The sequence below is a fragment of the Nocardia sp. NPDC058519 genome, assembly GCF_042719755.1.
Lineage (GTDB): Bacteria > Actinomycetota > Actinomycetes > Mycobacteriales > Mycobacteriaceae > Nocardia.
In genome coordinates this window covers 37,292-57,182 of the sequence record NZ_JBHXNK010000029.1, presented here as the reverse complement: position 1 = coordinate 57,182, position 19,891 = coordinate 37,292, and the positions used below count along the sequence as shown (strand labels likewise).

General features: G+C 61.0%; 23 protein-coding genes. 22 read left to right on the top strand and 1 reads right to left on the bottom strand.

The genetic code is table 11. From position 1 onward, the window contains the following. Nucleotides 1-16 precede the first annotated feature (16 nt). The 6 genes from ACFWPK_RS27075 (at nt 17) to ACFWPK_RS27050 (ending at nt 4,110) form a co-directional block, all read left to right on the top strand. Entirely contained in the window at nt 17-1,372 is a 1,356-nt protein-coding gene (locus ACFWPK_RS27075) for a 3-oxoacyl-ACP reductase (RefSeq protein WP_378920399.1), read from the top strand. Next, nucleotides 1,372-2,241 (top strand): MaoC family dehydratase, encoded by an 870-nt coding sequence (locus ACFWPK_RS27070; RefSeq protein WP_378920397.1) that lies wholly within the window; start codon nt 1,372-1,374, stop codon nt 2,239-2,241. The genes ACFWPK_RS27075 and ACFWPK_RS27070 overlap by 1 nt, the downstream gene beginning before the upstream one ends. A gap of 131 nt (nt 2,242-2,372) precedes the next feature. Beyond that, complete coding sequence (locus ACFWPK_RS27065; RefSeq protein WP_378920395.1) at nt 2,373-2,591, top strand: hypothetical protein; 219 nt, start codon at nt 2,373-2,375, stop codon at nt 2,589-2,591. Next, a complete protein-coding gene (locus tag ACFWPK_RS27060) occupies nt 2,588-2,959 on the top strand; it encodes a hypothetical protein (RefSeq protein ID WP_378920393.1) in 372 nt (123 codons plus the stop codon). Before ACFWPK_RS27065 ends, ACFWPK_RS27060 begins: the two co-directional genes overlap by 4 nt. Nucleotides 2,960-3,028: 69 nt before the next feature. Further along, nucleotides 3,029-3,181: a hypothetical protein gene (locus ACFWPK_RS27055; protein ID WP_378920391.1), complete on the top strand. Its 153-nt coding sequence runs from the start codon at nt 3,029-3,031 to the stop codon at nt 3,179-3,181. Nucleotides 3,182-3,726: 545 nt separating this feature from the next. After that, entirely contained in the window at nt 3,727-4,110 is a 384-nt protein-coding gene (locus ACFWPK_RS27050; protein ID WP_378920389.1) for a hypothetical protein, read from the top strand. Nucleotides 4,111-4,163: 53 nt separating this feature from the next. Here ACFWPK_RS27050 and ACFWPK_RS27045 read toward each other — a convergent pair whose 3' ends face one another. Next, the gene (locus ACFWPK_RS27045) at nt 4,164-4,553 is read right to left on the bottom strand and encodes a helix-turn-helix transcriptional regulator (protein WP_378920387.1); all 390 of its coding nucleotides are present in this window, start codon (nt 4,551-4,553) and stop codon (nt 4,164-4,166) included. Between the two features lie 380 nt (nt 4,554-4,933). On the opposite strand from ACFWPK_RS27045, the gene ACFWPK_RS27040 reads away from it, so the two are divergent. The 16 genes from ACFWPK_RS27040 (at nt 4,934) to ACFWPK_RS26965 (ending at nt 19,863) form a co-directional block, all read left to right on the top strand. Further along, nucleotides 4,934-5,626: a hypothetical protein gene (locus ACFWPK_RS27040; protein WP_378920385.1), complete on the top strand. Its 693-nt coding sequence runs from the start codon at nt 4,934-4,936 to the stop codon at nt 5,624-5,626. A 745-nt stretch (nt 5,627-6,371) separates the two neighbouring features. After that, nucleotides 6,372-6,941: an ImmA/IrrE family metallo-endopeptidase gene (locus ACFWPK_RS27035; RefSeq protein ID WP_378920383.1), complete on the top strand. Its 570-nt coding sequence runs from the start codon at nt 6,372-6,374 to the stop codon at nt 6,939-6,941. A 275-nt stretch (nt 6,942-7,216) separates the two neighbouring features. Continuing rightward, the gene (locus ACFWPK_RS27030; protein ID WP_378920381.1) at nt 7,217-7,984 is read left to right on the top strand and encodes an alpha/beta fold hydrolase; all 768 of its coding nucleotides are present in this window, start codon (nt 7,217-7,219) and stop codon (nt 7,982-7,984) included. Nucleotides 7,985-8,016: 32 nt separating this feature from the next. Then, nucleotides 8,017-8,247, top strand: coding sequence for a hypothetical protein (locus ACFWPK_RS27025; RefSeq protein WP_378920379.1), 231 nt, complete (start codon nt 8,017-8,019; stop codon nt 8,245-8,247). Then, nucleotides 8,225-8,521: a hypothetical protein gene (locus ACFWPK_RS27020; RefSeq protein ID WP_378920377.1), complete on the top strand. Its 297-nt coding sequence runs from the start codon at nt 8,225-8,227 to the stop codon at nt 8,519-8,521. The genes ACFWPK_RS27025 and ACFWPK_RS27020 overlap by 23 nt, the downstream gene beginning before the upstream one ends. A 227-nt stretch (nt 8,522-8,748) precedes the next feature. Continuing rightward, the gene (locus ACFWPK_RS27015) at nt 8,749-9,525 is read left to right on the top strand and encodes an N-acetylmuramoyl-L-alanine amidase (protein WP_378920376.1); all 777 of its coding nucleotides are present in this window, start codon (nt 8,749-8,751) and stop codon (nt 9,523-9,525) included. Nucleotides 9,526-9,727: 202 nt separating this feature from the next. Continuing rightward, nucleotides 9,728-11,569 carry a hypothetical protein gene (locus ACFWPK_RS27010; protein ID WP_378920374.1) on the top strand — a complete coding sequence of 614 codons (1,842 nt, stop codon included), beginning with the start codon at nt 9,728-9,730 and terminating at the stop codon, nt 11,567-11,569. A gap of 14 nt (nt 11,570-11,583) precedes the next feature. Beyond that, the gene (locus tag ACFWPK_RS27005) at nt 11,584-12,111 is read left to right on the top strand and encodes a hypothetical protein (RefSeq protein ID WP_378920373.1); all 528 of its coding nucleotides are present in this window, start codon (nt 11,584-11,586) and stop codon (nt 12,109-12,111) included. Between the two features lie 370 nt (nt 12,112-12,481). Then, nucleotides 12,482-13,003: a hypothetical protein gene (locus tag ACFWPK_RS27000; RefSeq protein ID WP_378920371.1), complete on the top strand. Its 522-nt coding sequence runs from the start codon at nt 12,482-12,484 to the stop codon at nt 13,001-13,003. Nucleotides 13,004-13,397: 394 nt separating this feature from the next. Then, nucleotides 13,398-14,027, top strand: a complete 630-nt coding sequence (locus tag ACFWPK_RS26995; protein WP_378920369.1) for a hypothetical protein — start codon at nt 13,398-13,400, stop codon at nt 14,025-14,027. Next, nucleotides 14,020-14,457, top strand: a complete 438-nt coding sequence (locus ACFWPK_RS26990) for a hypothetical protein (protein WP_378920368.1) — start codon at nt 14,020-14,022, stop codon at nt 14,455-14,457. Before ACFWPK_RS26995 ends, ACFWPK_RS26990 begins: the two co-directional genes overlap by 8 nt. A gap of 151 nt (nt 14,458-14,608) precedes the next feature. Then, complete coding sequence (locus ACFWPK_RS26985; protein WP_378920366.1) at nt 14,609-15,118, top strand: hypothetical protein; 510 nt, start codon at nt 14,609-14,611, stop codon at nt 15,116-15,118. A gap of 367 nt (nt 15,119-15,485) precedes the next feature. Beyond that, complete coding sequence (locus ACFWPK_RS26980) at nt 15,486-15,902, top strand: DUF5361 domain-containing protein (RefSeq protein ID WP_378920364.1); 417 nt, start codon at nt 15,486-15,488, stop codon at nt 15,900-15,902. Between the two features lie 63 nt (nt 15,903-15,965). Next, nucleotides 15,966-17,369, top strand: coding sequence for a hypothetical protein (locus ACFWPK_RS26975; RefSeq protein ID WP_378920363.1), 1,404 nt, complete (start codon nt 15,966-15,968; stop codon nt 17,367-17,369). After that, nucleotides 17,366-18,259, top strand: a complete 894-nt coding sequence (locus tag ACFWPK_RS26970) for a phage tail protein (protein WP_378920361.1) — start codon at nt 17,366-17,368, stop codon at nt 18,257-18,259. Before ACFWPK_RS26975 ends, ACFWPK_RS26970 begins: the two co-directional genes overlap by 4 nt. Next, entirely contained in the window at nt 18,259-19,863 is a 1,605-nt protein-coding gene (locus tag ACFWPK_RS26965) for a phage tail protein (RefSeq protein WP_378920359.1), read from the top strand. Before ACFWPK_RS26970 ends, ACFWPK_RS26965 begins: the two co-directional genes overlap by 1 nt. Nucleotides 19,864-19,891 lie beyond the last annotated feature (28 nt).

Sequence of the window (19,891 nt, the reverse complement as noted above, 5' to 3'; positions counted from 1 at the left end):
AGAGAAGGTAGGAACAGTGGCAGCCAAGAGCAAGGGTGCACCGAACCTCTACGGATCTTTCATCCACTCCGCCCCCGGCGCGTTCCTCGCGAGCAAGCTGGGCCTCCCGCAGCCTGCTGAGCTGCGCCGCTACAAGGCGGGCGAGCCCGCCCTGCCGGGCCCGGTGCTGCTCGGCGGCAAGGGTCGCCTGGCCGAGCCGGTCCGCGCGCTGCTGTCGGATTACACCGTCGCGGACTCGCTCGACTCGGGCACCAAGTACGGCGCGCTGGTCTTCGACGCCACCGGCATCGACTCGATCGACAAGCTCGCGCAGCTGTTCGAGTTCTTCCAGCCCGCCATGCGCAACCTCGCCCCTTCGGGCCGTGTCGTGGTTCTCGGCACCACCCCCGAACTGGTCGGCTCGGTCGACGAGCAGATCGCCCAGCGCGCGCTCGAGGGCTTCACCCGTTCGGTCGCCAAGGAGCTGCTGCGCGGCGCCACCGGCCAGCTCGTCTACGTGCACCCCGAAGCGGGCGCCGCCGCGACCGGCCTCGAGTCGACCCTGCGCTTCCTGCTCTCGGGCAAGTCCGCCTTCGTCGACGGCCAGGTCATCCGCGTCGGTTCCGGCGACTCCGTCGCGCCGGCCAGCTGGGACAAGCCCCTCGCGGGCAAGGTCGCCGTGGTCACCGGTGCCGCGCGCGGTATCGGCGCCACCATCGCCGAGGTGTTCGCCCGTGACGGCGCCACCGTGATCGTCGCCGACATCCCCGCCGCGGGCGAGGCGCTGTCCGACACCGCGAACAAGATCGGCGCCACCGCGCTGGCCCTCGACGTCACCGCCGCCGACGCCGCCGAGCGGCTGGCCGAGTTCGCCGTCGAGCGTTTCGGCGGCATCGACATCGTCGTGCACAACGCCGGCATCACCCGCGACAAGCTGCTCGCCAACATGGACGAGGGTCGCTGGAGCTCGGTCATCAACGTGAATCTCGCCGCACCGCACCGGATCACCTCCGGCCTCGTCGCCAAGGGTGTGCTCAAGGAAGGCGGCCGCGTGATCGACGTGTCCTCCATCGCGGGCATCGCGGGCAACCGCGGCCAGACCAACTACGGCACCTCCAAGGCGGGCGTCATCGGCATGGTCGATGCCGAGTCCCCGCTGCTGACCGCGAAGGGCATCACCATCAACGCGGTGGCGCCGGGCTTCATCGAGACCGCGATGACCGCCGCGATCCCGGTCGGTACCCGTGAGGCGGGCCGCCTGATGAGCTCGCTGCTGCAGGGTGGCCAGACGATCGACGTCGCCGAGACCATCGCCTACTTCGCGAGCCCCGCGTCGAACGCGGTGAGCGGCAACGTGGTTCGCGTCTGCGGTCAGAGCCTGATCGGCGCCTGATGACCCAGACCATCACCCTCACCGAGGTTCCCAAGAACGGCGGCCTGTACGCCAAGGCGGCACTGGGCGCCATCCCGCTGCCATCTCCGCTGTCGGCTCGTAGGCCGACCGTGCCCGACCGTCGAGTAGTCCTCGAAGGCGTGCGGGTCGACCCCGACCACCTGGCCGCCTACTGCCATGCCACCGGCCTGCGGTTCAGCGACACCCTGCCGCTGACGTATCCGTTCATCCTGTCGTTCCCGCTGGCGATGCAACTGGTGGTCGCACGGGATTTCCCGTTCAGCGCGATCGGTTCGGTGCACGCCGCGAACGTCATCGAACGCACCCGCGAGATCTCGGTCGCCGAGCCCCTCGACTTCTCCACCCACATCGAGAACCTCCGCGAACACCCGAAAGGCCTTCTGGTGGACGCGATCACGGAGATCCGCGTCGGCCGGGAACTCGTCTGGCGCCAGGTGACCACCTTCCTGCACCAGCAGCGCACCTCGCTCTCGGGCGGCCCGAAGCCGGTACCTCCCGCCGACGAGGTTCCGCCGCCCCCGCTGCGCGTGCAGCGCGTCGATCAGAAGATGATCAACCGCTACGCCGCCGCCTCCGGTGACCACAACCCGATCCACGTCTCCGGAATCGGCGCCAAGGCAATGGGTTTCCCGCAGCCCATCGCCCATGGCATGTGGTCCGCCGCCGCGATCCTCAGCACCATCGAGGGCCGCGTCCCCGAAAAGGCCACCTACGCGGTCAAATTCGGCAAGCCGATCTTCCTTCCGTCCTCGGTGAACATCTACGCCGACCAGGTCGGATCCGGCTGGGACCTCTCCATCCTGCACGCCAAAAAGGGCTACCCTCACCTCACCGCCACCTTGCGCTGAGGTCTCCACCGACAAGGTCCGCACACTCCAGGGGGGTGTGCGGGCCTTTGTCGTATTCGGCTCCGCAGACGTAACTGTAATGTCTAGTGTGCCATTGACTTGATTGTCAATGGCAGGCTAGACTATCATTCATGACGAAGCGGAACGACCTGCTGAGGAAGATCGGTGACGCAGCGAAGGCTGCACAGCTGGCCTGGGAGGTCGAGCGAGAGGGTGGTAACCACACGATCTACAACTTGGGAGGCAAGAAGATCCCGATCGGTCGGCACGCTGAACTCGGCAATCGCTACGCTGAGATGGTCTACAAACAGTGCGAGGAAGTACTCGGAGAAGGATGGTGGCGGAAATGAAATACACCGCCCGTGCGGAGCGTGACGGACGCTTCTGGCTGGTCCATGTGCTCGAGATCGACCAGTGGACTCAGGCGCGAAACCTGCGGGAAGTCGAGCTTATGGCCCGTGACCTGATTGTCACGATGCTGGACGTGAAGCCGGACTCCTTCGCGGTCGCAGTCGAAGTCGAGTTGCCTGAGGCGGTTCGAGCAGAGTGGGAAGAGTCGAAGCGGCTGTTGACCAAGGTTGACGAAATCAAGGCTTCGGCGGCTGCTGCGGCCCAGCGAGCAGCCCGCAAACTAGCTGACGAGGGTCTGACGCTGCGGGAAATCGGACAGGTCCTCGGCGTCTCCTTTCAGCGGGCAGGCCAGCTCTTGAATCGTTAGGGCGGAGCGCGTTCGTTCGGGCCTACGGAACCGTCAACGACCGTATCCAGGTCTTCTACGAAAGCGGCAGTGCTCGACACCGGCTACGTCGGCGACAACACCAACCAGGGCACCGGATCTCGGGTGGTTTCGCTGCCCGCGGGGTCATCGTCCACGGTGAGCGTCCGGGTCACGGGTCCGAACGACACCCAATGGGAGTACACGGTCAACTGCCCGTCGTAGCGATCCGTCCACCCGAGGAGTGGGGCCGCATGCTTGAAAAGGTGTGCGGCCCTGTGTAACAGCTACCCGGTAGGGAATCGGCAGCACATATTCCGGTAGCCGCTCAGTAGAGCGGGAATCCATGAATGTCGATGCGCCACAATCGGTTACACTCAGTATTTCGTTACATGTTTTCGCAGTGATATCTATCATGGACTAAGCCGTGCATTAACTGGGTATACAGCAAGGTTCGGCAAAAGCGTGCAGCTCCGCCCTCGGCCTTTCCCTACGGACGTCTCCGTGCGGTGCGTGCGATTGATCGATTGTCCAGCGGTAATGAACTTGCTCGAAGGCGCGCCTTCGGTGCCGAACGAGGATCCCCGAGCAATCGATATGAGATCCCCGAAGCGGGGCTTGCCCGATTCCACGCCGATGGCAACCATGTGGCAATCGATCCGCGAATGCCCCGAATGTCTCGGGCTAGGGCAGCGCCGCTGACGCGTGTTAGAAACTTTCAGTCGGCAACAAAGTCGACAATCATGGTTAATACCAAGGGGTTTCACTTCATGAAGAAGATTCGCACGCTCAGCTTCGGCATCGTCATCGCAGCCGGGATGGCCATGTTCGGCACGGGCATCGCCGCCGCGGAGGAAACCCCGCCGGCAACCACCCCGCCGGCAGCCGGTGGCACCGAGGACGAGGCCACCACCGGTTCGGCCGCGGGTCTTGCCGCGCTGATCAAGGCGCTGACCACCGGTTCGGCCGCGGCCGAGGACCCGGCGGACACGGACGTCGACGCGGTCGCTGACGAAGTTCCGCCGGCAACCGGTGGCACGGAGGATGAGGCCACCACCGGTTCGGCCGACAGCCTTGCCGCGATCCTGAAGGCGCTGACCACCGGTTCGGCCGCGGCCGAGGAAGAGCCGGTCGAGACGACTCCGGCTGCCTGACCCATGATCCAACGACAAATGCCCCGCCATGAGCGGGGCATTTGTCGTTTGGCTCAGCTGTGCCTGGCCGCCCGAAGCCCGTTGACGTAAGCGGCGACAATCCGCAGATCCCCTTCGGACAACCCGGAGAGATCGACGATGCCCTCGGCAGGTTGCGGCCGAGCCGGCTCCGTCTCGACCGGGTCCAGCCCGGCCTGCGTCAGCAGCGGCTCGGCATCGAGCCCGACTGCCTCCGCCATGGCCTGCAAAGTTTCGGCCGTGGTGCTGGCCTGGACCTTCCGGCCGCGCTTGTACTGGGTTCCGTTCTCGACCTGCGTCCACAGACTCGTGCTGATCCGTGCTGCTTTCGCGGCGCGGTCCATCGACATCTCGCGCTCCTTGCGAGCAAGCCGCAGGGTGGCGCTGACCTCGGACGGGACCACCGCGCTCCGTTGTCTCACCATGCATCGAGGGTAGCAGATTGTTTGCACTGATGCATGAAGTGCATGTAGTCACCGGCTGCGAAGTTGCGAATCCGACTGCGTCGCAGATTGTAAATCGTAACAGGGATAGATGAGATTGTTTGTGCGAACTGGTGACTGGGTAGGACGGCCTGCCGACTCGGCTTGACAGGCTGGTTGCAACAACGTTGCATACAACGTGTGTCCGATTGTGGGTCCCAGTAGGAGCCACTCGTCGACACCGCCCCGGGCGCGCCACCCATTTTCGGCCGCGTAGCAGGGTACGACCGGGGCTCCGGCCCGCTATCGACCGAAGGAGCAAGTACATGGGCACAAACGATGCCGTGCCGGCGTCGAACCGCATACGTGAGGATTCATGCGGTGTGACCCCGTTGGACAGGTGGGCCGACGACAACCACTTGTACCTGGATCGAGAAGCCGCGCGGGATCTGGCCAGGATGCTCGGTGACATCCCCGACCTGGCCGAGGATCTATTGGATGCGCGCACGCGCCAGACCCGATTCGGCACGGTGGACTACCGCACGCGCAATGGCGCACGGGAACAACGACTTCCGTTCAATCCGGCCGCCGCTCGCACGGCCGACCATCTCCAGTCGGTCTTGGTGGCCTGGGTTCGGTTGGTCTGCGAACAGCGCGGTGTCGACTACACCGGGGTCGCGAGCATCAGCGGCATGGCGGAGTGGTTGCAGCGCAACATCATCGCGCTGGCGATGACGGAAGGTGTGGAGGCCGCGCCTGCTGAGATCGCCGCGGCGATCGAGGCCGCAGAAGCGGTGGTGTGCCCGCCGGTCGATCTCGCACCCGCCGACGCGGCTCTGGTCCTGCGCGCCAGGGCCGTTCGCCTCCATGCGGCCGCGATCGGCAAGCTCGCCGAGGAGCTGGGTGACGGATTCCGGAACCTCACTTCTCGGCGTGTGCGCACACTGCGCAAGGCCGGTCTGATCAACCCGGTCCCAGGGCCCTGGTCGCCGGACTGGCCGGAGCTCTTCATTGTGGGTGAGGTTTTGGATGCGCACCGCGCCCTTCCGGTGCGGCAACGGGTGAAAGATGCATAGCGAACAGAGTGACCCAGCGGGGCGTCGGCAGATTGTTGCCGGCGCCCCGCTGGCGTTGTCGGCACCCGACCCGGCTGTATCCAGGCACCCAAAGGGCTTAGGCCGCACGATATTCGGGTCGGATCGGCCGCCGCCCTGGATCGGAAAACCCACCTCTACCTGGGATTTAGCGCCGCCAGAAAGTGAGTGTTGACAAGTTGTGGCCGATGACGCAAACTAGTGCCAGCGGGATTTGTCGCGCCCAAAAATGATTGGGCACACCGCGATTCGATGCCAGCGAGCGCTGACCCCGCAGATCCTGAACGGGATCTGGGTTCACGTCAACGCTAGAATGGACGCGTGCTCTCGACCGAGAGTCTCGACATTTCGGCTGCTGGTGAGGTTCTTCTTGTGTCAGATGCATTCGATGCATTTCCTCCCGACGATTCCGGTAAGCCGATCGGGGAGAGGTCTACTCGTGAAGGCGGGCGCCCTCGAGTAGACGACTCGATACCAGGTAGAAGGAACCGCGTCGGCCATGTCGATCTCTCCGACATCTGTGTAGAAGACCTCCAAGTCGTCGCTGGTGCGGTGGATCGTTGGCGTTCGCTCCGGCCGCCGACCACTGTGACGCGTCCCACCACTCGGTGACCTGACATACGCATCTGACACCGTCGGGGTGGTGATGATGTGACGGGTTGTGGTCAGTTCCGAGTTGTGAGAGTTGTGTATTGCCATGGGTGATGAAGGTGAGTCGGATGCTTCGATGCCTGACCGACAAGATATCGCGGTGCAGCGCAACGGGTTCAATGCCCAAGAATCTGCATTCAACCAAGGAATCCGGGTCGATTCGGCCGTGGTCTTCGACTTCGTGTCGTATTGGTCGGTAGCCGACCGCGCGGTCCTTATCCAAGCGGACCTGTCCGGTCACGTACGAAACGAAGTCATCGCACACGCCGTCGCCCACATCGAGATGGCCGAATCACGCGAACTGGCAGCAGCACTCGACGGCCAGCGGTGGCGAGGCCGGATCGAGATGCAGGTCCACGATGTTGTCGCGCACCGTCTCATCCCTGTCGCCGACCTGCGTGACTCGCTGGAGGTCGGCGACAACCTCACCGATGTCGCGGCGCTCCTCGGGGTCACCGAGTTCCTGCTCGGTTGGCGACTGCAACACCTGGCGAACGAGGAATTCGCGGTGATACCGGTGCACCTGCTGAACCGCCTTGGCTGGTTGCCCGGGATGCCGTCGGAATACCCCTATCGGTGCTTGTGGCCGACATCCAGTTCAGGCGAGATACTGCGCCAGCTGGCACCCGGCCGACACCACCGATAGTCAAGTCCTACTGAGCCCTCGTTCCGTGAAAACGGCACGGGGGCTTCGTCGTTGGCACTTGCAGCCGACTTCGAACTCATGCGGCAGGCCCCCGGACACGAACACTTCGATCCAGCGGGTTCAGAGCCCGCCGCATGCCCGCCCCTGACGCGCCCGTCTCCCACAGCTCGCTGTGGTCGAAAGGCGTTGTCGCAGCGCAGGGGCGCATCGGTCCCGCTCCGGGGGAGCACTCCGCCGGAGCGGGACCTCAACTCACGTCCCAGAGAGGTACGAACATGTCATTGTGGTCTCCGAAAGGATCGCCCCGCACGATCGATGTACTCGTGGTCGGCGGTACCTGGAATCCTGGCGGCGACGGTGTCACAGGTGCCTTCACCGACGCGCTGAACAAGGCGATGTTCACCCCCCGGATGGTCCCGTATCCCGCCGACTACGGGTCGCACGTGAGCTACGCCGAGAGCGTCGCCGAAGGCAAACGTGCTCTGCTCGCCGCAATCGACCGCTCGCCGAATCCGGTTGTTTTGGCAGGATATTCGCAGGGTGCGGCGGTTGCAGGTGACCTGGCGGCAGAGATCGGCCGCGGTGAACATCCGGGTCGTGAGGTTATCGCCTGCGCGCTGATCGCTGATCCGCGCAGACCGGCGGGCAAATACCTCGGCGACACCGACCCAGGCGGCTATGGCGTGGTCGGCGAGCGACCGATCGACGGCATTCCCGCCTATTGGGCCGCGGCACCCGGTGATCCCATCACCGCCCTGCCTGCGGGCAATCCCTTGCGGACCATCGCGGATCTGAGTGCTTTCTTCAGCTTCGCCAGCGCGAACTCCGCGATCCGATGGGCGCAGCGAATGCTGGACACGGCCACTCGAAAGCAATTGCAGCGCTGGTGGTCTCCGTCGAACTGGAGTCACTGGACCGGAGCTATCGCCTACGCCCGCGGCTACCTGTTCGACGGCAGGCACACCAGTGACTACGTCCGCTACGGCCACGCCCGCGCACTCGCCCAGGCGCTGAACCGCGATGTCGCCGAAGGGCGCATCTGAGACCCGCGAAAAGCTGTGGGAAGGAACACATCATGAGAATCAGCAACACCCCAGAACCCGCGCTGGTCCGGTCGGTACTCGTCGCCGTCACGGGTGTCCTCGCGTATCTGCTCGGTCGCGAGATCGATGCCGCGTGGATCGAAACACTGCTCACCCTTTACGGATTGGCGACGCCGCTGATCGCGGGCGCACTCATCAGGCCCGCTGTTACCCCGGTGACCGGATCGGTGGGTGAACCGGATGGCATCGTGGTTAAGCCCTGAATTCGTGCAAGCGACCGGCATGGCACTGGCCACCGTGATCGGCGCGGTGACGGCGTGGCAGGCCCGCGAAGTCGCCAAGTTGCGCGAGCGGGTGGTGGCGCTCGAGGAGCAGGCCGCCGACGATCACCTCCGATTCCGTGACGCGATCCGCCTGATCCGCGCACTTCAGCGCCACATCGACGAATTGCTCGGCTTCCTGCGCCTGCACGTCCCAGGCATGGAGCCCCCGGTGGCGGACTACAAGATCCCCGCCACCCTCCAAGAAGAAATCTGACGGCGACCCCGCCGTTCCCGAACTGCATGCGGTCGGCCCCCGGAGAACACTCGACACGGTGCGGGATTCGAGCCCGCCGCATGCCGCGCTCCTGACGCGCCCGTCTCCCGCAGGTGGTCTGCGGTCGTAGACGTCGCCGCTGTGTCAGGAGCGAAGGTCCCGCCCTCGGCGCCTCCCCTCGTCCACGAGGGCGGGACCCCAAACCTTCACTCACACAAGGAGAGACCATGGGCTGGACAGGAGACCCGGTATGGCTGGCCGACGTGCTGCGCGCTGCCGGGCTGGATGTCATCGAACACGAAGGCTGGCGCGACCGAGGCCACGGCGACTTCCGTGACCTGCGCGGCGTGCTGTGCCACCACACCGCGGGCGGCGGCAAGAACGACTGGCGCATCGTCCAGGACGGCCGCGCCGACCTCCCCGGCCCCCTCGCCCAGCTCGTCCTCGAACGCGACGGAACCTTCCGCGTGATCGCCGCAGGCGTCTGTTGGCACGCAGGCCGCGGCTCCTGGCCCGGCTGGCCCACCGACAACGCAAACTACCACGTGATCGGCATCGAAGCCGTCTCCCGCGGCGACGGAACCGACTGGACCCCAGCACAACTCGACGCTTACAAGCGCGGCTGCGCGGCCATCCTGGCCCGCATCGGCCGCGATGCCGAGGACTGCGTGGCCCACCGCGAGTACTCGCACGAAGGAAAAATCGACCCCGCCGGTATCGACATGGACGAGTTCCGTCGCGACGTACAGGCATTCATCGACGGAGAGGACGCTCCGATGAGCGCATCCGAAGTAACCCAGATCCAGGACTTCATCACCACGTTCTGCGGCCCGATCGGCACGGACGTGAAGGACATCCGCGAGCAGCTGTGCGGTAGCCAGCAGCGGGATGCGGGCATGTTCGCCGGCTGGGAACAGCTCGACGGCATGACCGTGGTGGACGCCCTGGCCGACATCCTGGACCGCCTGAAGGCCCTCGAAACGCCTGCCCTCGAGAGGAGGTGACTTCCATGCTTCCTGTCCTGCTCGACCTGCTCGAACTGGCCGTGCTGCTAGCCCCGGTGATCCTGCCGCTGCTCGGCATTTGACCTCCGCCATCTCTTCGCGACAACGCGAACGGTCGGCAGATCGGCGAGCCGTCGAACTTCTTCAATTCAGGCTCAGATCGAGTTCGACCTGAGCCAGGTCATACGAGGTGTTGATTTTGGTGAATTCGGACGAGGTAGGCCCGCTTATCGAACCGGCCGCCCCGTGGGTCGCTGATCGTTCTGCGTTACTGGCTGCGCTGTCGAAGAAGATTGCAGCGCCAAGCCGCCATTCAGAGCGAGGCGCAGGCGGTCGTGTTCAAGAGTTTCATGGGATGACTGCGGCCAGTGCAGCGCGGATGGTTGAGCGGGTCTATAACCGCAATCAGCTCATCTCGTCCGCTACGATCGCTTCAGTATCCGAAGGCCCTACGCTCACGGCTAGCCCAATCGCGGGCATCGCGCCCACCGGTCCTCGAAATAATGTGGACCCAGGCATTTATGCCCAGCCAGCGCAACCGCATGATAACGCTGATCCAGGCATCGTTGCACCTGGTGAGCCGGATATATCGCATCGAAATCCGGATGAGCCCAATGATGCGCTGTATCGGACTGGCCCGGACCCGGGTTCTCAGCGGCCTGGTTCTGGTGGTGCAGGCAATGTTCCCTACGCCGGTGGCAATTCAGGCAATGGCGGTTCCGGTGGGGGTGGCAATACCCAGGGCGGACCTGACGATGGTCCGGGAACATCAGTTCCCGCTCCGCAGCGCAATTCTATTGAGAACCCACCCGGGCGAAAGTTGTTGTGGAACAACGATGAGCCCTATTGGGATGATGGTACGCCGGTCGATATCTGGCGCACCTATGAGAACGGCCAGGAACGTGTTCACTATGGCTACCCGGTTCCTATCCCTGGCAGCGAAGACGACGCTTATCCCGTCCCTGCACCAGGGTCTGACCGCGTCGTTCCGGAACCCGGCACGACAGAAGACCCGAGTCGCGGAAACTCTCCGTCAGACCAGCCGTCCAGCCCACGCGGGACCGAAAGTTCACCGACTCAGGAAGAAGACCGCAACCCCGACGGACCTCATAACGATGCTGGTGCCCCCGCGGCTGCGGCGGGCACCGAATCTGGTGAAGGCGGCGGGTTCTCGCCACTGTCACCCAATCCAGACGCACCCCCGATGCGGGTGCCGCCGCCCCCGGAGCCGCTACCGGAACCTGGTCCTGAACCGACCGAGGCTGAACAATCGCTTCTCGATCAGTTCTTACGCGAGCTATCCGAATACATTTCAACCGATCCGAGCTTCCTGGAAAGTCTGATCCCACTTTGGGGGCCGCTCCGTCAAGCCATTGCTGACGGATTGGCCGGCGACTGGACGGGGTTCGCCGCCAATCTCGGATTCTTCGTACTCGACATCACCGGTATCGGCGCACTCGGCCGTATCGGTGCCAAGATCCTCGCAAAACCATTCAGCATCCTGGCCCCACGCATAGTCGAAGGCATCGGCAAAGGCCTAGACGACATCGCCAAAATAGCCCGTGAGGCGATGGAACGGGCGGGACGAATGTGGCCGCGAAAAACTTCTCCACGTAGAGTTCCTGGCGGAGGTGAGGAATGGGCAGCTCCGCTAGGGAAGGGGCCGTTTCCGAACCAGATGGCCGATCGGCTCGAGCGTGAGCTTGCGCAGGCAGACGCTGCTGGCATTAGACCGTTGAGGCCATCTGATGATGGATTCGACGAAATAATCAATAGCGGCGAGCGAATTAAGTGGGCGCTGACTATGGACGGTGATCTTCTGGTTCTGCCGCATGACATAGCTGGGTATGGAGAAATTCCGCACTCGGTTCTCACTCGAGGTGCAAGTGTTATGGCAGCTGGCGAGGCTCAGATCGCGGGCAGTAGAGCTTCTGGCTACTATGGACTGGAGATTACGCCACATTCGGGTCATTTCCAACCGAGTCTTGAGAGCTTAGGACTGGGACGTGAGGCATTTTCTCGGTATGGAATTTCGTTCTTCTAGCAGTGAGGAATGCTGTGGAGTACTCGTTACAGGATTTGCTATCGTGCAGCCCCCTGGAGATCGAAGATTGGGTCAATGGTAGCGAAGTTTCGGCGGGGTTCAACTGGCTAGGTTTGTCCGAGATATCGGGACAAGAGGCGGTCCGCGGCGATGTTGGGAATGCGTTGGTATGGGCGCGTATCGGCGTATCTGCCCGAGGTGTTCTTGCGGACTTGGCGGTAGATAGTGCTACGAAGTGGTTACACAGCATGAAGGCCATGCGATTGCGTGCTGAGATGATAAGTAGATTCCGTGACAATCTGGTCGCCGATCCATTGCTCGATTACCGGAGTATTTTCGATTGGTTTATTTCTCGTCACAATGGGCAGTTTGAGAAAATAGCTGCCGATGCGGATATGTGGCGCGAATTACCACTTGAAAGAATTAGGGAACTTCGGCGGGTCAAGGAAGAGCTGAACGTCCTGCGATGCTTGTTGGACTGTGTTCCGCTCGTTCCGGCGGAGATCAGACCTTGGATTGGACTATGGTATCGACTGCCGTAGTCGGCAGATTTGATCGGCTGAGATTTTTGGAAGTATAGTGCCATACCCGCCGAAGTATTCGCATTGACATCAGAGACTTGACCCGACGTCCGGAATTGATTGCTATGGAGTCGATGCGTACTGCGGTTTTGTCTGCGCGCAATTATTCTGGGGCTGGCTCGCCGGTTCGGTATGTCCGCAGTCGTGGACTTGAGGGATGCGATAACGTCGCGACGTTATCAAGTCGGCTCACGTCGTTATCTGCGCCTCGTCTCTCCGTGTGCTCTTTCAGTTTAGAATTGAGGTCGTTCATGTGAGCATCGAGATTCGCGACATGTACGGCCGAGTTCTGTACACTAAGCCGCCGAAGCGGAATGGATAGGTGCCGGCAATGGATAATGAAAACCTGATTGTAGAGATCAATCGATCCTTCGGGAAGGTAGTTGATTTCTGTACAGATGATGAATTGGGAGGTCCAGTCGGCGCAACGGATAGTCAGATTGATGCGTTGGCCTCCGTCCAGAGTGTTGCCGAGGTTCCTGCAGCGGTACGTCAGATATTTCGAAATATCGGAATGATCGAGGGGGTGTTCGCGGCACAGGGGACGTTCTGTGTTTCGTATCTTGGGCCAGATGCTAAGGAAATGGCCATCGAGTTTTTTGAAGATCTGCCGAAAGGTGTTGATTCACTTAATGACCCAGATGGCTTGCTGGTAGTCATGAAATCGCAAAGCGAGTTTTGTTTGGTTGTTGATGGCTCAGACCTTGGTAATGAGAACCCGCCTCTATGGGAGCTGTCTGAAGATGGGCGAGATCCAGTGCGGTATTCATCAACCACCGCATACTTCAATATAGCCGCAGATCGCGCTTGTGACTACATTTCCTGGGCTCGAAAGATGGATGTGCGGGGCTAGAAGATCGTATCCTGGTTTCGAGGCTACGCAGTCGTCGTTGGTCCGTTGTGATCTGCGCTGCCGACGACGGAAATCTTCTATGTCGACCGCGCAAAGGAACTCACTCGCCCGGATTCATGCGTGGGCATAAGGACTCGACCGGTTCACGCCGCGGCGACTCCTTGAGTAGGTTGCGGAGATGGCTCGCGGCTTCGGAGTATTTGCGCTTGTGACCAATAGGGTAGATATAACGTTCGACGTAGTTCTGTATGGCGGTAGAAGTCAGCTATCTATTTAAGCTTAAGGGTGACCAAAATGTATTGACCGATGATATTCAATCTGCTGTCATCGAATGATGCGGGATATGCATTGACGAGTTGATTAACCAATCGAAATAGTGGAAGGAGTATGAACATTGACAGACAAGGAAATTGTGCAAGCGATTCAGTTTGGTAGCCATCAGCCGCCTGCGCCAGAGTACTCCCGTGCAGAGTCTGGGCAGCAAGTGACCCCGGAGTTCATGGCCTTTATCCAGCAAGCACTATCCGGCCGGATCGGGCAGTCGGAGGGGACTGCAGACCTGGACCCGCAGGTTCGTGCGCTAGCCGAAGAGTTGTCGGTGATCCATCTGCCCGAGTGGTCAGACGAGGTTGGTCGCAAGCGGGCTGATCCGACTGTGACGAGCATGAAGCAGGCGGTCCGGGTGGCAGACTATCTGGTAAAGCGCGGTGTTCGCGTGCATCCCGAACTCGAGGAGGTTCGGTGGATGCCGACGCCTGGCGGTCTGCCGGGCGCTTTCGACACCGGTCTACATATTGTCAAGGACGAGGCTGGCGGTTGGCCTGCACCGGATCCCGATGAGTTCTATGACTTGGAGGAGATCCAGGTCAAACAGGTAGACAATGGACTGTGGTCCGCCACCCATCCTCGTGGCGTGAGTGTCGAAGCAGCAACTAAGTCCGAAGCCTATGCCGCCATGGTCGACATTCTGCGAAACCGGATCGAGCTGGCCAAGACCGCTGACGAAAGACACATTTATGAATGAGCGAATCTCATTTCCGGACGTCGAGGCAACATTGGTGTCGTTTGTGGCGGGCGAGCTGGCTGAACTGGCCGATTCGGCGCAGGTGGTGACGCGGGTTCCCGATCCGCGCCCCGCCCGAATGGTTCGAGTGAGGCGCGATGATCGGAAGTGGCGCGATGATTGCGACCTCTCGGAAACGCGTCGTCGCCAGAACTCAATTACTGACCAATCGCGTGTGGTGCTGGAATGTAGCGACGAGGCCGGTGAAGCTGGTGTTCTGGCGGGCCGGGTCCGTTCTATCCTGAGTGCCGCTTCTCCTGGGTATCTCGGATCCGTGTGGTGCGATCACATCGACGATATCGGTGTCGAAAACGACGCGGACCCGGAGACATCCGCTCCTCGGCTGACTGTTGTCGCCGACATTTACGTGCGGGGCACTGTCCTCGCCTGACTCCGAGAATATCGGAGGAACAACTAAATAACCATCCCGAGGGCCTGCGCAACAATCCCAAGGGAGAAAACACATGGCTCTGCCTTCTAGCAAGCTGATCGGTGCCGGAACTCCGAACATCGCAGTCACCGGTGGCGTTCTTGTCGCCCCGGTGGGCACATTGCTGCCCGTCGGTGCCGCCGACGCCCCCAACGCCGCATTCAAGGCTCTCGGCTACGTTTCCGAAGACGGAATCGAGTCCCAGGGTGAACGCAAGATCGAGTCCGTCAAGGACTGGAATGCCGACATCGTCGCCCAGCTGCAGACCGAGCATTCGGTCCGGTTTGCTCTCACCCTCTACGCAGTGTGGGACCAGGACGTGTTGCGCGAGGTTTTCGGCTCGGAGAACATCACCGCGACTGCTGCGACTGCGAGTTCCGGCAACCTGTACAAAGTCAAGGAAACTGGTACGGTCCTGACCCCACGGTCGTGGATTTTCGACATGAAGAATGACGCCAAGAAACTGCGCATTGTTCTGCCGAATGCCAAGATCTCGCAGATCACAGAGAAGAAGTTCGTGTCTACCGAACTGGCTGGATTCACCATCACTGTCGAGGCATTCAAGGATGACGCGGGCGTAAAGGCGTACCGCTACCTCGACGACGGCGTGCTCGCCTCCTGATAAATCTCCCAGTGGCGGTGGTTAAACACCTATGCGCAGGCCCGGCCACCGCCACTGGGCCCTTCTCTGTTATGCCTGCGCCCCAATTTGAAATATAGCGAAATGGACTGCGCCCGATGACAAACCCGAAAGCTCCCGCGACGATTCGACAGTCGAGGATCGTTACTGATGAGTTCAAGTATGTGGCTAATGGGACCGAGGTTAGTCTCCCATCTCTTACCTATCTGAAGCCTGGGCTCGTTCGTAGAATCCGCCGACTCGGCGATATCGATGCGATGTACACTTTGCTGGAACTGACGCTTACTCCGGAATCGCTTTCTGCAATCGATGAGATGGATCCGAGCGACTATAGTGCGATGCTCGAATCGTGGCGAGTTCATTCGGGAGTCGGCCTGGGGGAATCCTGAGCCTCGACGCTCTTCTCGAAGAGCAGTGCGAGGCTCTGGAATTCGATCTGATTTCATTGGGACTTCGCCTTCGGAGTCTCGGCTCCGAAGGTTTTAGCTGGCGTGATCTGAAAGTTGTGGTGAAGCACTTGCCGGCAGACTCGGCCCTCATCAGGTCCATGCATCCCGACACGCATCGGTGGCAACTTGATCAGCACCTGATGGCCGACATGGCGGACTCGCTGCGCTGGCTTGTGTGGGCTCGCTCTGAGGATGCCCGGCATGGTCGAAATCGGCCGACGCCGATTCAGCGACCTGGGGTTAAATCGGACCGCGAGCGGATTGGCACCGCAATCGGGATTGACCAAATGAATCGCTTCCTGGACTGGATAAGTTGATCGGATCTATTGAGGCTGACTCGACCCATTTAGAGTCAATCGGCGAGAATTGGATGTGAAATTGTGCAGAAGTGGTTCGACCCAAACTCATCGGATAGTGGCGGTGAGGATTCTGAAAGACTGAGTAGCGAATTGATCGTCGCATTGGAGGCGACATCGAGTGGCCTGAAGGGCCTCGTTCCAATGCTTGGTCAGGGGATGAGCGACGGGGGTGAGACATCACTAGCTGATGCGCTTATCGACGCGATGGCCTCAAGTGTTGAGCACGGCTTGGCGAATGTCGGCGAAGACATCGGCGTGAGCCTGGGAGCCGCGATCGCTCCAGTCGTAGGCCCGGCGTCCGTGCTGGGTACTGCGATCGGTGTCGAGATCGGCAAAGCGATCGGAACTCAGATCGCAGGTCGGATCCCGACCAACACTACAATGCGTGGGCGCACGGGTGCGCCATCTGCGCAGACTGACTCTGGGACCGGCTCTGGTTCAGCTAGTTCGAGCTCGAACCGGCTGAATAGCGATAGTTCGTCCAGCCGACGCTCGACGTCCGGCTCGTATTCGAGTACGAGCACCGGCGGCCAATCGCGGTCCACGGCGAACATCCTGGACTCTTTTACTGATCAGGCGAGCGGATCAGTAGGTAGCGGTGGTTCGGCCACCAGTCAGCAGGCCTCGAACCTCGCGCTGAGTAGTAGTGAACTCAGTGCCGTGCCTGGCAACTTGACCAGCTTGGCTGCGGTGTCAGGTGCCCAGATGGGCTCGACCATCGGAAGCTCCGCTTCGTCGTTGCTCGGTCAAGGCCCGACATCGGGCTCGGTCCTCGGTTCGCAGGTCGGCAGCACCGTTGGCACATGGCTGGGCTCGGCGGCCTCTGGCCTGACATCGATCCTCGACCCGACTGGTCAACTGACTGCTGGATTGGCGAGTCAGTTTGGCGACGGTTTGACCACGCAGGTCTACGGCGACCCAGCTCAACAATGGCCTTTAGGTGCCGATACGCCGGCGACTGCGTCACCCTTCTCGTTCGATCCAGCGTCTGCTGCAGCGAGCGGCCTCCAGGGTGCGCTGAGCGGGGCCGCGAGTGGAGGTCTCTTTGGTGCCGTCAGCGGCGGAATTTCTGGTCTGGCTTCCTCTGCCGGAAGTCAGATCGGTGCGGCCCTCGGTACGGCTGTGGCACCTGGCATCGGCACCGCGATCGGATCGGCCATCGGTTCACTGGTTGGTCAAGTCGGTGCGGACGCCGCACTAAAACCGATTGAACAGGTTGTTCAATACGCGGGTGACACCGCAAAAGAACTGGTAGGCAGCGGGTTCGGGCTGCTGGACCTTGCATCGGGCCAGGGCGGTCACACAGCCCGCGGCGACATCTACAACTTCAATGGCCTGGATCCCAAAAGCGTCGCGATTGCGGTGGAGCGGGTCCGCAGGCGCCGCACAGTGGCGCAACAACGCGGAGGAGGACTCGGACGATGATCCACTCACTTACTGATAACCAGGGCACCAAAGTGGTCGTGTGGGATATCAACGGGCGCTGTTGGCATCTTTCCGGTGCGAACGCTGGCCGCGAGGGTGTACGTCTGTCCGCGCAGACCGGCTATATGTTCGCGCCGGTTCAACTCCTGGTCTCAGAAGGCGCACGGCAGGACGGCGCCACCTTTCACCGGTCGGTCCGATCGAAGAAGGAGTGGGATTTCCTCGCTGTGATTTCCGGTACTGGCCGGCATACGGAAACCAATGCGACGCGTGACTTTCAGGCGATACACGATGCATGGTTTCGCGGATGGTCCACGGATAAGCCTGTGACCGTCGGTCACTTCACCCGGCACCAGGGCTGGCGATTCCAGCAGATGCGGATCGATGCCGCGCCGGAGGCTATCGGCGATGTCGACCCGACTCGCAACGGTGTTGCGGTGTACAAGATGTCCGCGGTCGCACTAGACCCGCTCGAGCGGCACTTCGATGAGACTTCGGTCTGGACCAATGTGAGCGGGGCGGGTGAAGGCAACGTCCGCGCGCGTAATGCTGCGGATCAGCCAGCTTGGCCCCGCTACACGATGAATGGTCCGGGTCGATGGTCGATTCTGGATCCTGTTCCCGGAGACTCGCCACGACTTGTTCAGACTCCGATGCTAGAGATGGGGGAGACATTGCGGATTGATACACACCCCCGGCACCGCACGGCACGTATCCACACAGCTGGAACCACCACTCCACGGAATGTGTGGGGGCAACTTGCTGGACGTCGATGGTTGGCGCCAATTCCTGCGTGGAGCTCGGCAGATATTATTGTCAAAGTCGACGGCGGAAACACGCAGTCCAGTCTCATTGCCGCCGTAACTCCGCGTTCGTCGAGGCCTTTCTGATGTCCGCTGCTTGGGACCCGCATGCCGAGTCGATGCGCATGGATGCGGCCTACATTAGTGAACAGGCTCAGTGGAGTGAACCGCGAGTTCTGGTCCGGTATTGGGACAAATTCATGCGTGAGGTTGGCGAGGAGCATCGCTACCTTTCCCTGGAGTTCACCTACCCCCGAAACGCTGCGGGTGGGCTGAAGATGATCTGTCCGCGTGACATGGTGCATTTTGACCATCTTTTCAATAATCCAGACGGCGAAGATGCGACGATCCCGATCACCGTGAACACTCAAGGATTTCGCTGGGACGGCTACATCACGAAAGCGTCGCTCGTCCGTGACGAGAATGGCATCGAGACCGTCGACATCGAGGCTATCCACTGCTGGAATCACATCGCGACGATATGCTGCTGGGCGAGCCCGTTCGCTCCCGTTCTAGCGCAGTTTCCCAGGCATCATATACTTTTTGGGCCTGCGCGAAGCATTGTAACGACGTATCTGACGGCGAATCTAATGAGGTTGCAGAATTGGGGGAGTTCATCCAGTGAACTCGAATGGGATGAGTCGGCCAACGCTTTGTTCCCTATTGCTGTAGTTCCTGTTAACCCTATGGCAGATACGAGTCGATGGAGTGCAGCGTCGGCTCGGTTCGACATGGCAGATAAGCTCTTCCAGCCTATTCTGGAGGATTCTGGTGTTAACCTTACTGCGCGCTTCTTTCTGCCTGGCGAAGATGAACAGCCCGCACCTGAATGGTTCTATTTGGACCGTCCTACGGTTGTTCTCGAAACTGTTGACAAATCTGGCGTGACCGGCCCGACGGGAACGTTGCTTGATGGAATCATTTCCTGGATCGAAGAGTTCACGGATGACGGCACTACGCCGGTTCGGTATCCACGATTCGACTCGACGTCTGACTACGAGGCTGTGTACAGCCAGCAAGGCGCACTCGGCACGACCAAGAATTTCCCATGGGTCTGGTATTTTGAAGGTGAATACTCAGGAATCGGCCCTTCAGAGGTGGCCCTGCACAAGCCAACTGCCACTGACATTATCGTCGGAGGGAAGTCGCCCGGGTGGGTTAACGCTGGGATCGAGATGGCGATCAAGGGACTCCTTTCGCTTATTGGACTCGATTGGCTGTACCGTGGCCAATTGGACGATACGTTCCTGGCTTGGATGGTTTATCGAGACATCGGTCGTGTCCGGCGAGCAGGCCCGTATGCCTTCCGTGAGCTGTATATCACGGGCAGTGACAAGGCTTTTACCCTCGATGGTTTGGTTGCTGGGCTTCAGGGTCTACATCTCACACGGGGATATACAAGCAAGCGGGTCACTATCGAGGATAACGCTCCGTATATCTTGGGTCGAGATTTCGAGCTCGGAGATCAGATCGGCTTCGCGCTCGACAAATACGTATTGACAGACTTTGTCACTGAGTTGACGTTCATCGATAATCGCGAGACATCGGCAAAATGGGAAATCGTTATTGGCGATGGCTCTGACGAGGAAGACTCGACAGTCAAGGCATGGCAGCGGCTGGGACGGGTCGCATCTGCGTTGAAGGATTTGTCTACCGACGTCGGTGCTGATCTTGACCTTCTGATCTTCTAATTCGGTCCGGGCCGGATAGGCGACGGTC

Bases quoted from the DNA above. Each gene is read 5' to 3' on its own strand.
- ACFWPK_RS27070 (WP_378920397.1), top strand. From the start codon at position 1,372: ATGACCCAGACCATCACCCTCACCGAGGTTCCCAAGAACGGCGGCCTG.
- ACFWPK_RS27065 (WP_378920395.1), top strand. From the start codon at position 2,373: ATGACGAAGCGGAACGACCTGCTGAGGAAGATCGGTGACGCAGCGAAG.
- ACFWPK_RS27060 (WP_378920393.1), top strand. From the start codon at position 2,588: ATGAAATACACCGCCCGTGCGGAGCGTGACGGACGCTTCTGGCTGGTC.
- ACFWPK_RS27050 (WP_378920389.1), top strand. From the start codon at position 3,727: ATGAAGAAGATTCGCACGCTCAGCTTCGGCATCGTCATCGCAGCCGGG.
- ACFWPK_RS27045 (WP_378920387.1), bottom strand. From the start codon at position 4,553: ATGGTGAGACAACGGAGCGCGGTGGTCCCGTCCGAGGTCAGCGCCACC.
- ACFWPK_RS27035 (WP_378920383.1), top strand. From the start codon at position 6,372: ATGCCTGACCGACAAGATATCGCGGTGCAGCGCAACGGGTTCAATGCC.
- ACFWPK_RS27030 (WP_378920381.1), top strand. From the start codon at position 7,217: ATGTCATTGTGGTCTCCGAAAGGATCGCCCCGCACGATCGATGTACTC.
- ACFWPK_RS27025 (WP_378920379.1), top strand. From the start codon at position 8,017: ATGAGAATCAGCAACACCCCAGAACCCGCGCTGGTCCGGTCGGTACTC.
- ACFWPK_RS27020 (WP_378920377.1), top strand. From the start codon at position 8,225: ATGGCATCGTGGTTAAGCCCTGAATTCGTGCAAGCGACCGGCATGGCA.
- ACFWPK_RS27015 (WP_378920376.1), top strand. From the start codon at position 8,749: ATGGGCTGGACAGGAGACCCGGTATGGCTGGCCGACGTGCTGCGCGCT.
- ACFWPK_RS27000 (WP_378920371.1), top strand. From the start codon at position 12,482: ATGGATAATGAAAACCTGATTGTAGAGATCAATCGATCCTTCGGGAAG.
- ACFWPK_RS26990 (WP_378920368.1), top strand. From the start codon at position 14,020: ATGAATGAGCGAATCTCATTTCCGGACGTCGAGGCAACATTGGTGTCG.
- ACFWPK_RS26970 (WP_378920361.1), top strand. From the start codon at position 17,366: ATGATCCACTCACTTACTGATAACCAGGGCACCAAAGTGGTCGTGTGG.
- ACFWPK_RS26965 (WP_378920359.1), top strand. From the start codon at position 18,259: ATGTCCGCTGCTTGGGACCCGCATGCCGAGTCGATGCGCATGGATGCG.